This window comes from Symbiopectobacterium purcellii, from assembly GCF_019797845.1.
In the GTDB taxonomy this organism is placed as follows: domain Bacteria; phylum Pseudomonadota; class Gammaproteobacteria; order Enterobacterales; family Enterobacteriaceae; genus Symbiopectobacterium; species Symbiopectobacterium purcellii.
Genome location: NZ_CP081864.1, coordinates 3066185 through 3079059, shown reverse-complemented (window position 1 = coordinate 3079059; position 12875 = coordinate 3066185). Strand labels below are relative to the sequence as shown.

The window sequence follows — 12875 nt, the reverse complement described above, 5'->3', positions numbered from 1 at the left end:
CGCATTTTTACCGCGCATACCGAAATAATTGAATACCGCGGAATAGTTATTTCATTCTATTCCAATAAGATGACCGGAGATGTAAATATGAATTTCTAACTGAATGAGGAACAAACGCTGATTCGCAATATGGTCAGAAAGTTTGTGGACAGCGATATTAAACCCATTGCCGCCATTATTGATAAACAGCACCGTTTCCCGCAGGAAAGTATTGCGCCAATGGCTGAATTAGGCCTGTTTGGTTTTAATATTAATGAGGAATTCGGCGGTAGCGATGCCGATGCTGTCAGCTATATCCTGGCGACGGAAGAAATGGCAAAGGTCAGTGCAGCTCACGCCATGATCATGGGATCGCAATGTTCCCTGACCGGACCAATCATTCAGAAATATGCTGATGCGCAAACACAACAACGCTTATTGCCAAAAGTGGTGACGGGGGAAAGCCTTGGCTGTTTCTGCCTGTCTGAGCCGAGCGCGGGATGTGATGCCGCCGCACAGCAGACCACTGCAGTGCGTCAGGGCGATAGCTACATCATCAATGGCTCCAAGCTCTGGATCACTGCAGCACCGCAGGGGGCATTCTTTATCGTGTTTGCTATGACCGATAAAAGCCAAGGAGTGAAGGGTATTACCGCGTTTCTGGTTGAGCGCGACAACCCTGGCATCAGCATCGGCCTGCCGGAAGAGAAAATGGGGATGAACGGCTCTGATACCTGTGCCGTCAGCTTTAGCGACTGTGTGGTGCCCGCCCATTGTCGTTTGGGCGCGGAAGGGAAAGGGTTTGCTATCGCCATGGAAACGCTGGACGGTGGGCGACTGAGTTGCTCGGCGATTGCACTGGGCATTGCCCAAAGTGCACTCGATGCTACGCTCACATACACCAAAGAGCGCATTCAATTTGGCAAACCGATTGCCGCCAATCAGGGCGTACAGTGGATGCTGGTGGAAATGGCTACCCGAGTCGATTGTGCCCGTATGCTTATCTATCGTGCCGCCGCCGCCAAAATGGCCGGACACCCCTACACCCGCGAAGCCGCACAAGCCAAGCTTTATGCTTCTGAAACCGCCACCTATGTCACTCAAAAAGCAGTGCAATTGCATGGTGGCATGGGCTACACCTCGTCTTACCCGGTTGAAAGACTCATGCGGGAGGCGAAGCTGACAGAGATCTTCGAAGGCACCAGCGAAGTCCAACGTATGGTGATCGCTAAACATATTTTGGCCTGAATCAGGCTACTGACCCGTTGGTCACAGTGACCTTCTGCATCCTGTGGCCCGTTTGAACCACCCTTATTTTTTCAGGCATCTTTAGGGAGAGCACTCACTATGAGACTTATCGCCTGCTGCAAAATCGTCCATGACGAGCAAGACATTACCACCAATGCCGATCGTTCGCTGTGTGTGGATAAAGCCAATCTGAAAATCAGTCTCTACGATCTCAATGCATTAGAGGCGGCAACGGTGCTGGCAAGCGAACAACCCGATAGCCAACTGACGGCACTCAGCGTGGGCAGTAAGACCCTGCTGGAAAACGCCCGCATTCGTAAGGACGTGCTGTCTCGCGGACCGGATGCGTTGACGGTGATCGCCGATGACGCCTGTGACGGGGGCTATCCAACCGAAACGGCTCAGATTCTGGCCTGCGCCGCGCAGAAGCTAGGCTTCGATTTGATTATCTGTGGCGAAGGTTCTGGCGATCTCTATGCACAACAAACCGGCATCCAGATAGGCGAGCGGCTCAATCTGCCCTGCGTCAATGCGGTCAGCAAGATCACGGTTGTTGGCGATAAAGTGCGCGTTGAGCGCGATCTCGAAGATGTGGTTGAAGCGCTGGAACTGACATTGCCCGCGGTGATCTCCGTGACGTCGGATATCAATACGCCACGCCTGCCCTCAATGAAGGCAATTCTCGCCGCGAGTAAAAAAACGGTGACCCAATGGAGTCTGGCTGATGTGGCCTGTGATACCGGACCGCTCACGGCTACCCGTGTGAGTGCCTGTGCACCGGAACAGGCCGACAGGCTGGGCATCTGCATTGAAGGCGATTCTGACGATAACATCGCCGCCTTTGCCGATCATCTTCGTCATGTGCTGAATCACTAACCCTACGCAAGGAATCCATCATGGCTACGCTATTACCTCTTGTTTTTGTTTACGCCGACAGTGCGGATCGTCTTGCCGGATTAATTGCCAACGCCCGCCAGTGGGGCGAAGAAGTTAACGTTTTATTTGTGGGAGACGAGCAGCAGGTGAAGGCGTGCGTCAATCTCGGCGCCAATATTGTGTATCACTTCACGCCGCAGGAAGGTGTTATCAGCGAAGACTATGTGCCGTCGTTTGTCGGCATTATTCGCGAATCGGGGCCGCAGGCGCTGGTAGTGCTGGCAGCCAGCAAACGTGGCAAGGCCATTGCCGCTCGACTGGGGGCACAGCTGAATGCTGCTGTGGTCAATGATGTGATTCACCTGCGAGTGGAAGAGGACGGCGTGTTTGCCTCTCATCCATTCTATGGCGGTCTGGCTCATGAAACACAGCAGTTGCTCTCGCCTTACGCTGTGGTCACTTGCGGCAGTGGTGTTGAGGGAAACGTTAACGACGTAGCCAGTGCGAGTGTAAAACCGGGCGCTTTTATTCCGCCGACGCATCCGCTGAAACTGATTTCACGTCGGTCTAAACCCGGCAGCACAGTCGATCTCGCCAAGGCGAAGCGTGTGGTCGGCGTCGGGCGGGGTTTTGGCAAGCAGCAGGATATTGAACTGGCGACGGCACTGGCTCGGGCGATTCAGGGGGAAGTGGGGTGCTCGCGCCCCATTGCCGAGGGAGAAGGCTGGATGGAACATCAGCGCTATATCGGTGTTTCCGGTACCACGCTGCACGCCGATCTCTATATTGCCGCCGGTGTGTCTGGGCAGATCCAGCATATGGTCGGTGTGAATAATGTCAAAACGTTGGTTGCCATCAACAAAGACAAGAATGCCCCGATTTTCAACAGCGTTGATTACGGCATCGTCGGCGATCTTTATAAAATTCTCCCGGCGTTGACCGCCCGGTTAAACGGCTAACGCAAGGTAAAGGATTAACACACTATGGCAGACGATATTTTTGACGCCATCATCGTGGGGGGAGGGCTGGCCGGTGCCACAGCCGCCTACGTATTGGCACAAGCCGGGCTGGATGTGCTGGTGATCGAACGCAGCAATGTCTCGGGTGGGAAAAACATGACGGGTGGGCGGCTTTATGCCCACTGTCTGGAACGCATCATGCCGGGATTTGCCGAGCGCGCACCGCTGGAACGGCAGGTCACACGAGAGAAAATCTCCATGCTCACGGCGGATAGCGGCGTCACGCTGGACTACCAGCACGCGGCTTCAGCGCTGCCCGAGGCGCGTTCTTACACCGTGTTACGTGCCACGTTCGATCCCTGGTTGATGGGGGAGGCTGAGGCGGCGGGCGCACAACTGATCCCCGGTGTACGCGTCGATGAATTGATCGTGCGTGAGGGCAAGGTATGTGGCGTGAGGGCGGGCGAAGACGAGATTGAAGCGCGAGCGGTGATTCTGGCTGACGGGGTTAATTCACTGTTGGGGGAAAAGCTGGGCATGGTGCGCCATGTCAATCCCCATACTGTGGCGGTGGGGGTTAAAGAACTGCTGGCGTTTACCCCGGAACAGATGGCCGAGCGTTTTGGGTGCTCAGGAGATGAAGGACTGGCCTGGTTGTTTGCAGGCACGCCTTCTGAGGGGCTGATGGGGAGAGGATTCCTGTATACCAACAAGAACACCGTGTCATTAGGTTTGGTACTCGGCTTGCACAACGTAGATAAGTTGACCAAAAGCGTGCCGCAACTGCTGGAGGATTTCAAGCAACATCCGCTGGTCGCCCCGTTGGTCTGCGATGGCAAGCTGCTGGAGTACTCCGCGCATCTGGTGCCTGAAGGCGGTTTGGGTATGGTGCCGGAACTGATCGGAGACGGTGTGCTGATTGCGGGTGATGCCGCCGGTTTTTGTCTGAACGTTGGCTATACGGTACGCGGGATGGATCTGGCTATTGCCTCTGGTGAAGCTGCCGCCAAAGCGATTATCGCTGCCAAACAGCGCGACGATTTCAGCCGACAGGGGCTGTCAGGCTATCAGATGCTGTTGGATGAAAGCTTCGTTATCAAAGATATGGCGCTGTATAAAAACCTGCCTGCGTTTTTAGACAACCCACGGTTTTTCAGCGCTTATCCGGCGATGATGACGGGCATGATGCAGGATCTGTTCACGGTTAACGGCCCGCAACGTCCGCTGCGTAACAAGATGTTCTCCCATATGGGTAAGGTGGGCGTCATGAACATGCTTAAAGATGGCTTCAAAGGAGTGCGTTCGCTATGAGTAACGTCAATGTGGATATCAAGTTGGGGGTTAACAAGTTTTATGTTGATGAGGGCAATCCGCACATTGTACTGATGGTTAACCCTGACCCGGTAGAGTTCAACAAGCTGATGTTAGCCTGCCCGGCATGGCTGTATAAACAGGATGATCAAGGGCAATATCTGTTTGATTCCGCGGGGTGTCTGGAGTGCGGTACCTGCCGCGTGCTGTGCGGGGACACTATTCTGGAAAAATGGACCTTTCCTGTTGGGACCCAAGGGGTTGAATTTCGCTATGGTTGAGTGGGTGGTTTCCAACGGGTGAGGATATGCTATGCTGTATGTAATTACAGTAATGGCGAGAGTTCCCGTGAATCCGTATCAAGCCCCTATGGATAAGCCGTTTGATGCCATGGAGGCCTATCATTACCCCGAGCACCTGCGCCCGTTCCTGGAAGGGTTACCCGCTGCGCCCGGTGTCTATGTTTTCCACAGTGACAGTGATGTCATGCCGCTCTATATCGGTAAGAGCATCAATATTCGCCACCGAGTCATGTCGCATTTCAGGACTGTTTCTGAGGCGCGTATGCTGCACCAGTCTCGCCGCATCAGCTATCATCTGACGGCGGGCGAGATTGGCGCGCTGCTGCTGGAAGCGCAAATGATCAAGCAGCTACAGCCATTGCACAATAAACGACTGCGGCGCAGCCGCCAGCTCTGCTCGTTGCATTTGCGCAATGGTGTTCCTCACATTGTGTCGGCAAAAGAGATCGATTTTTCCCATACGCCCGATTTGTACGGCCTGTTCTCCAACCGACGTGCGGCTCAGCAAGCGCTGCAGGATATCGCTGATAGTGAGTTGCTGTGTTACGGGTTGCTAGGTTTGGAAAAAAATCCGCGCGGTCGCGCTTGCTTCAGACATCAACTGGGAAAATGTGCGGGTGCCTGCTGTGGCAAAGAGCCGATGGTAGAGCATCAACTGCGTCTGCTCGATGGGCTACAACAGATGCGCGTGTTCAATTGGCCCTACGCCGGTGCTGTCGGACTGGTGGAGCAGCACGGCGATGTGCGGCAGATTCATGTTATCAACAACTGGTATTACCTTGGGTCGGTAGAGAACATCGAGGATGCAGCGCGCTTGACCACGGTGGCGCACGGCTTTGACCGCGACGGATACAAGATCTTAAGTGGGCCGTTGTTCAATGGGCAGCATGAGGTCGTGTTATTGGCGTGAGTGTTGTCGTTGAACGGTATAGCTCCGGAATGGAACCGATCGCCAACATTATGGTTACGGGCCGCGGGTAATAAAATCCATCAATATTTTTGAATGATAATGGCAATTTTATCTGATATTCACTTCTGAATGATGGCGCTATGATTTATCACATCGAAGGCAAGCAGCCTTTTAACCAAACATCAAACAGAAGGATTACCCTCATGAACGTTATCAAAAAATTTGCCGCAGTTGTTGCTCTTGGCCTGGTTTCTTTCGGTAGCTTTGCTGCCCAAGAAGTGGGAACCGTTCAGGTCAGTGGTGCAGAAACCCTGGGCGCTTTTGAAGCACAAGTGGCTGCAAAGGCTGAAGCCGCAGGCGCAACGTCTTACAAGATTGTCTCTGCTACCGGTGGCGATCAATTGCGTGGCACTGCGATCCTGTACAAATGATTTCATCATCGTTGACACAACACCCAACAAGGGGCGCGAAAGCTCCCCTTGTTGTTTTTAAGGTCATTGATCTATCGCTTGCCAAGGCAGAAACGGCATTACCATTGGTTTAGCCCGTTGCTGTCCCAATTCCGCTGATGAATCTCCGACGCAGAGCCATCACGAGGGGCGAATCGCGTGAGATGCCTGCCCTGTGAGTATATCAAGGCCGATAACCGTCAGTTACTGCGGAAAGATTTCCCCACACGTCATTCAGTCTTCTAGTGAATTCGACCTGCATTTTTTCGTGGTCAGCGGCGATAAGCGCTTCCCGTTCGGCTTGCTCTTCTTCTATACCAACAAGTCCTACTTGATGTAGGTAGATGTCGGTAGAGTCTGGTTGGCTGAAAACAGCGAATTTATAGCTCATTCACTGAATTTTAGGCATAAAAAAAGACGTCGGTTGACGTCTGTTTACGTCGAAATGGTACGCCCTACAGGGCTCGAACCTGTGACCTACGGCTTAGAAGGCCGTTGCTCTATCCAACTGAGCTAAGGGCGCATAGCAAGATGCGGTTGTGTCGTTTGACAACAGTGGGCTGGATTATACCCACACGCCTCAGTGAGTCAACGAATTGGGCCCGATTTTCTGCCGTACGGTGAATCACTGTACAGTTTCTTTGCCGAGCCCACCATTCAGTATGCTATGTGTTAAAGCCGTTATCATTACCCATGATGATAACGGCGAGCGGTTACCAGAAATAATTCACGCCGAGTGAAACCCGTCCTGCCTTATAAGACGACATATTGGTATCTACCCCGACCGCGCCCGTTACACTCAGGTTCGGCATCACCGTGCCTTTCACGCCAAATTTGAATTCAGCCCGATCCGCAGGCATCGGTTCCCGTACCGTCGTGCCATCCATGCGCATTGTTTGTGATGATGGCCCATGCCACCAGTTGGCTTCTATGAACCCCTGCATCAACGTTTGGCCATTCCGGTTCAGCCTGTCTTAATAAAACCGAACCCCCAACCGTGTGGTGGCGCTGTTGTCAGACATGTCGGATACTACCGACCCACTGGCCGTTGTGTGATCTTTTGCGCGATACAGGGAGTAAATGATCTCAGCCTGGGGCTCCAGGTAATACCGTGCCGTGGGGGATTCAGCCATCTTGAATTTATAGCCGCTCTCAATCGACATCGTTGTGTTGCGTGAGCGATAACTTTCGGTACGTTGTCCCTGGCCTGTCACGTCGTTGTCAAATCGCCCATGCATCACCCAGGTATCAATATAGGGGCCGGTTTGCGGATCGCTCTGGCCAAACCAGGTGCCATAGAGCCCTGCGCTGTAGCCTTTAAGGCTGTGGGATGAGCGTGAGACTTCATCCTCACTGTTGCCGGAACTGGTGCCGTATTGCGCCATCATCCCAACCCGAATGCTGCCGCCGTGCCTGTCGCTGAAACGTGCAATGTCACTCCCTCCGTGTAACACCCAGCGCCTGTCTTCTGTTTCCTGGCTATCCACTCCGTCGTGTTGAACCATGGAGCCTTCCATGCGCAGCCAGGTATACGAATCTTCTTGCCCCGGCACCTGCCACTGTCTGTCGCGCAACGTATGTCTATGCATCGCCATTGCCGACTGGCGCTCTTGCAGGTATGAGCCAACCACCGGTGAAAGCAGCGAAACCAGATACCAGTCCTGCGCCTCGCCACCCTCGCCACCGCGTTTTAAATGGTAATTATAGGCACCCACGTTCAATATCCCTGTACTGTTGTACCCGTCGGAGTTGGGGTCAAGTTGAAAAGCGTCAGCACCGGTCGTACCGCCATTTTCAGTCTGTACCAGGGCAACGCCCTTCTGGGTGAGTCCGCCCAGGCTATTCCCTGTTTTCACCAGAAGTGACGTATGGCCGGAGGCGTTACCGCCATCAATGATCAGGCGATCGGTGGGGGAGGTATCCCCGCCGAGCAACGTATTGACCACAATGATCCCGCCATTCCCAACATAATCGCCTTTAACGGTCAGCGCTGCGCTGGGGCCGCTGCCGTCGGTCATATTTACCGTCCCCGCATTATTGAGTCCGGCGATGATCTGACTGAGCCCATCGAGTGCCAGCGTGGCGGATTGTGCGACAGTAATAATAGAGTTCGGGCTGAATACGTTGAGATCGCCGGCTTGCAGTGTCCCCGCTTCTACAGCGGTTGAACCTGAGTACGTGTTGTTTGCGGTCAGCGTGGCGATACCCGTACCGAACAGCCGTACGCCACCGCTGCCAGAAATAAGCCCGTCAAAGAAATAATCATCACTGCGGTTAAAGGCAAGTGTCCCTGCATTATCGACATCACCGATGATTGAGCCGGTATTGCCGCCGTTGCCCAGTTGCAAGGTGCCTGCGGAAATCAGCGTGCCGCCGAGATAGTTATTGGCCGTTGTCAATACGGTGGTGCCACTGCCTCGCTGGTCAACCAGACCATTACCGGACACGGTATGATTGAAAATCAATGTGTCACTGCGATCAAACGCCAGTATTCCATTGTTGTTGACGTTGCTGGTGAGTGACCCCGTGTTTCCACCATTACCCAATTGCAGAGTCCCTGAGGATATCGTGGTGAGCCCCGTATAGGTACTGTTTGCTGTCAGCACCGTTGAGCCCGTGCCTGTCTGGTTGACCACGCCGGTGCCGGAAATAACCCCATCATAGACGAGCGTGTTATTACGATTAAACGCCAGCGCCGCATTGTTGATCACATGACTGACGATTGACCCGGTGCTGCTGCCGTCGCCAATTTGTACTGTCCCCTGGGTAAGCACCGTCTCTCCGGTGTACGTGTTCTCCCCTGTCAGGGTGAGCAAACCGGCACCGATTTTGGTCAGGGCACCTGCGCCGGAAATAATACCGCTTAAGGTTAACGGGGAGGCGAGCGCGATATCCATGGTACCGCCGAGGGCATTTAACAGGGTCGCGCGTGACGAGGACATCATGGCATCGGTGGCAAGCGTACCGCCATTAAACGAGAGCCCCCCACCGGACTGACCAAGATTGCTGTCGCTGGTGATGCGCAGCGTACCGCCGTTGATTGCCGTGCCCCCGGTATACGTGTTGGCACCGTTAAGCACCAGCGTGCCGAGATCGGTTTTCACCACCTGCACATCGCCTTGCAAGAGGGCATCGATGGTTGCGGTGTAGGCGGCGCCGGGCAGGCTGCCATTGCCAACCCGCACCGTGGTGTGCCCTGTGCCGGTTTCCGTTTCCACCAGTGACAGCTCCGCGCCATTCAACACGTAGCTATCAGAGGCAAACTGCATTCCCGATGAGGTCACCTGACCCAGGCTGTTATCTACCTTGACGGTACCGGCTTCTGCCTGAAAAATGGCAAAAGCCCCCGCCTGCCACGGGGCGTTCAATAGGCCATCGGAGACCGTCCAGTTGTCGTTGCCCACCGTAGCGGTTTGCCAGACCCCGTTACCGCCATTGACTACACCGTTATTTTTATTACCCACCGCGCCGCCGTCCCACATATTCAGCGTCAACCCGGTGGTATCCACCAGGTTGACCTGATTCGCCACCGAGGTTTGTACATATTCAACCCGGCCCGGCGGGATGTCCCCGAGCTCCAGACCGTTATTGGTCAGGGCACCGGTGTAGTCAATGACGCGATAGATACCGGGACCAAAGGAGCCTCCGGTGGTGGCCGTAACGTTGATGGTTCCATCCAGAACCAAATCCCCGTTGACCTTCACCAGGTCGTTAAGGGGGCCCCCCACTTCATAAGGTAACCCGAAGTGGTAATCGAGCATTGAACCGCTGCTTAATGTGAGATTGCCATTGATGGTCAGTTTATCAATGATCCCACCCACCGCGCCGGGGGACAGGGTAGCGCCGTCGGCAATGGTGACATCGCCGCCGATAATACCGGTGCCGCCGAGTGTGGCGCCGCTGTTGACCGTGGTGATGCCCGTGGCTGCGGTTTGATCGCCATTGATATACAGCCCGCCCGCCGTAACGCGGGTTGCGCCCAGATAGGCGTTACTACCGGTTAATACCGTGTTTCCTGAACCGGTTTGAGAGAGAGCGCCGTCACCGGAGATGTGGCCACCGTAGGTGAGTAAATTGCTGCGTTGAAACGCCAGTGTGCCACCACTCTCCACATTGACATCGCTTGCTATCGAGCCCGTGCTGCCGTTATTGCCCAGTTGCAGTGTGCCGGCTGTGACGGTGGTGATACCGGTGTAACTGTTCTCTCCGGTCAGGACCGTGATGCCGCTTCCACGTTGGTTCACCTGGCCACTACCCGAAATGACGCCACCATACGAGAGACTGTTATTGCGATTAAAGGCCAGCACGCCGTCGGTGCCAATCGCAACATCACTGGTGATGGCGCCAGTGCCAAGACCGTTACCCAGCTGTAGCGTGCCGTTCAAAATGTCGGTTTGACCGGTATAGTTGTTTGCGCCCGCCAGCGTCAACGTGCCGCTTCCCGTCTTGGTGAGCGAGCCTGAGCCGCCGATAGCGCCATTCATTATCAGTGTCGTCGTGGGGGCTACCGCAAATGTGCCACCGCCAGGACCCAGAGTGACGGCACGCGCCGAGGAGAAGCTGCCCGTGGTGGCGAGGGTGCCGGTGTTCATGCCAAGGCTGCCTGCCAGGTTACCAAGATTGCTGTCGGTGCTGACCTGCAGTGTCCCGCCTTCGATCGCCGTGCCGCCGGAATAGGTATTGAGTCCGTTTAATACCAAGGTGCCCAGATCGCCCTTCACCAGCGTGGTGGTGCCCTGTAACAGCGCGTCAATGGTGGCAACATAACCGGCACCGTCTGAGGTATGGTCGCCGACCTCAACAAGGGTTTCTCCTGAACCGGCTTCGCTTTCAACCAGCGTTAGCGCCGCGCCATTGAGGGTATAACCGTCTGAGGCAAACTGCATGCCCACGGCGATAACCTGTCCTTCACTGTTATCAATGGTGACAGTGCCGGGGTCAGCGGTGAAGATGGCAAACGCCGCATTGCTCCAGGGCGTGTTAATCGTGCCTGCGTCGAGGGTCCAGTTATCGTTACTGGCCGGTGTGGACGCCTGCCAGATGCCGTTTCCGCCATTAACCATGCCGTCGTTTTTATTGGCCAGTGCGCCACCGTCCCAAAAATTCAGTGTGAGCCCTGCGCTATTGATCAAATTAACCTGATTGGCAACGGATGTCTGAATAAACATGCCACTCGTTTCAGGGAGACTTCCGAGACTCAATTGGTTATTGGTTAATGTCCCGCTGTAATCGATAAGGCGATAGAGACCGGGAGTAAACGCACCGGGGGCGCTTTCGGTAACGTTAAGTATGCCGTCCAGCGTGAGATTGCCGTTAACCACGGTCAAATCGTTGTTACTGCCGTTGATGACACCGACTTCACCCAGGGTGTAGTTAAGTACCGAGGTGTTGTTAAGCGTCAGGTTGCCGTTAATGGTCAGGGTTCCGACATGGCCAGAGGCCGCACCGGGGGATAAGATACCGCCATTCGCCACGGTGACAGCGCCGCCGACAGTGCCATTGCCGCCCAGCATTGCGCCGTTGCTGACGGTGGTTGTTCCGGTGGCACTGGTCTGATCGCCGTTGATGTACAGGCTGCCATTACTCACTGACGTGGTGCCACTGTAGCTATTGTTGGCACTGAGCGTGGTCACCCCGCTACCACTTTGGATGAGTGCACCGCTTCCGGAAATAATATCGCTGTAGTCAATCGCGTTGCTGCGGTTAAACGCCAGCGTTGCATTATTGGTGATATTGCCGACGATGGCGCCGGATGTTGTGCCGTTACCCAATTGCAACGTACCGTTCGAGAGCGTTGTGCCGCCCGTATAGGTGCTATTGCCTGTCAGTATGACAGTGCCTGAGCCGAGGTTACGCAGCGCACCATCACCTGAAATCACACCACCATAGGTCAGCGTGCCGGAACGGTTGAAAGAAAGTAATGCATTATTGGCAACAGACGTATTGCCGCTGATTGAACCCGCGCTGCCGCTGACCTCCAGGGTGCCCTGATCGATGGCGGTGCCATTGTAGGTATTGGCGCCGGTAAGCGTCAGCATGCCAAGGCCCTGTTTGGTAAGGGAATTGCCCGTGATAGTACTGTTGATGGTCACCGCGTTACTCTGGGTATCAAGAATACTGTCGGCGTCAGTGATATTCACGGCGCGTGCTGCCGACAAGGTGGCGTTACTGATGAATTGCAGCGTACCGCCATCAAGCGTCAAGGTGCCTGCTGTACTACCCAGCGCGCCCTCTGAGGCAATCTGCAAGATACCTGCCACCAGCGTCCAGGGTGTGTTAGCGGTGGTGGTGTTAATCAGTCTCCAGGTACTTGAGTCGGTTTTATAAAAGCTGGAGAAGTTTTGGAATTTGTTGCCGAATTGCGAGACATCAAAGAGGGTCGAGCGCTGAGTCCCAGAGGTGTTGCTCGTCAGGTTGCTGGTCGCCCCCCCTAATATGAATTTGTTAGTGGTACCTGAATTTGCAGAGATATTACCATTAAAAAGCCAATTATATTGCAACTCCAGGCTGTTGTTCCCCTCGGTGAAATAAATGGCGTTTGCCCGAGTTGTACCGTCTGAATTAAAACCGCCTTGGATGGTGTTATTATTAATAATATTGAGGTTCTTTCCGGGAATGCCGTATCCTCCGCGTGGGGAAGTCCCAGAAGCATACATGCCAGTACTCCCGGCATTACCACCAGAAATTGTTCCACGATTAGTTATAGTGCTATTGTCACCGTAAATGCCTGCTCCTCCGTTCGCTCCATATCTTCCACGGATAAGTGTTGAACCACCACTACTGCCCCCTCTACCACCGTTGCCTCCAGTAATAAGGTGATTTCCTATGTTGAGGATAACGT

Annotated in this window: 8 protein-coding genes, 1 tRNA gene and 1 pseudogene; 7 read left to right on the top strand and 3 right to left on the bottom strand. The window is 54.4% G+C overall.

The window, feature by feature from the left end; translation table 11 throughout:
* The first annotated feature begins 129 nt into the window (after positions 1-129).
* The 7 genes from K6K13_RS14525 to K6K13_RS14495 all read left to right on the top strand — a co-directional run bounded on the left by K6K13_RS14525 (position 130) and on the right by K6K13_RS14495 (position 6016).
* Positions 130-1227: an acyl-CoA dehydrogenase family protein gene (locus K6K13_RS14525; protein ID WP_252120302.1), complete on the top strand. Its 1098-nt coding sequence runs from the start codon at positions 130-132 to the stop codon at positions 1225-1227.
* Positions 1228-1326: 99 nt separating this feature from the next.
* Positions 1327-2103, top strand: coding sequence for a putative electron transfer flavoprotein FixA (fixA, locus tag K6K13_RS14520; RefSeq protein ID WP_222157633.1), 777 nt, complete (start codon positions 1327-1329; stop codon positions 2101-2103).
* 20 nt (positions 2104-2123) lie between these two features.
* Positions 2124-3062 carry an FAD-binding protein gene (locus K6K13_RS14515; RefSeq protein WP_222157632.1) on the top strand — a complete coding sequence of 313 codons (939 nt, stop codon included), beginning with the start codon at positions 2124-2126 and terminating at the stop codon, positions 3060-3062.
* A 24-nt stretch (positions 3063-3086) separates the two neighbouring features.
* The gene (locus tag K6K13_RS14510) at positions 3087-4373 is read left to right on the top strand and encodes an FAD-dependent oxidoreductase (protein ID WP_222157631.1); all 1287 of its coding nucleotides are present in this window, start codon (positions 3087-3089) and stop codon (positions 4371-4373) included.
* A complete protein-coding gene (locus tag K6K13_RS14505; protein ID WP_222157630.1) occupies positions 4370-4654 on the top strand; it encodes a ferredoxin family protein in 285 nt (94 codons plus the stop codon). Before K6K13_RS14510 ends, K6K13_RS14505 begins: the two co-directional genes overlap by 4 nt.
* 88 nt (positions 4655-4742) lie before the next feature.
* A complete protein-coding gene (gene cho, locus K6K13_RS14500; RefSeq protein ID WP_222161113.1) occupies positions 4743-5585 on the top strand; it encodes an excinuclease Cho in 843 nt (280 codons plus the stop codon).
* A 203-nt stretch (positions 5586-5788) separates the two neighbouring features.
* Positions 5789-6016, top strand: a complete 228-nt coding sequence (locus K6K13_RS14495; protein WP_222161112.1) for a YdgH/BhsA/McbA-like domain containing protein — start codon at positions 5789-5791, stop codon at positions 6014-6016.
* A 202-nt stretch (positions 6017-6218) separates the two neighbouring features.
* On the opposite strand, the gene K6K13_RS14490 is transcribed toward K6K13_RS14495, so the two are convergent.
* The 3 genes and pseudogenes from K6K13_RS14490 to K6K13_RS14475 all read right to left on the bottom strand — a co-directional run bounded on the left by K6K13_RS14490 (position 6219) and on the right by K6K13_RS14475 (position 12690).
* Positions 6219-6425: a hypothetical protein gene (locus K6K13_RS14490; RefSeq protein ID WP_222157629.1), complete on the bottom strand. Its 207-nt coding sequence runs from the start codon at positions 6423-6425 to the stop codon at positions 6219-6221.
* Positions 6426-6480: 55 nt separating this feature from the next.
* A tRNA-Arg gene (locus K6K13_RS14485) sits at positions 6481-6557 on the bottom strand.
* 190 nt (positions 6558-6747) lie between these two features.
* Positions 6748-12690 (bottom strand): annotated as a pseudogene (locus K6K13_RS14475) (autotransporter-associated beta strand repeat-containing protein).
* Positions 12691-12875 lie beyond the last annotated feature (185 nt).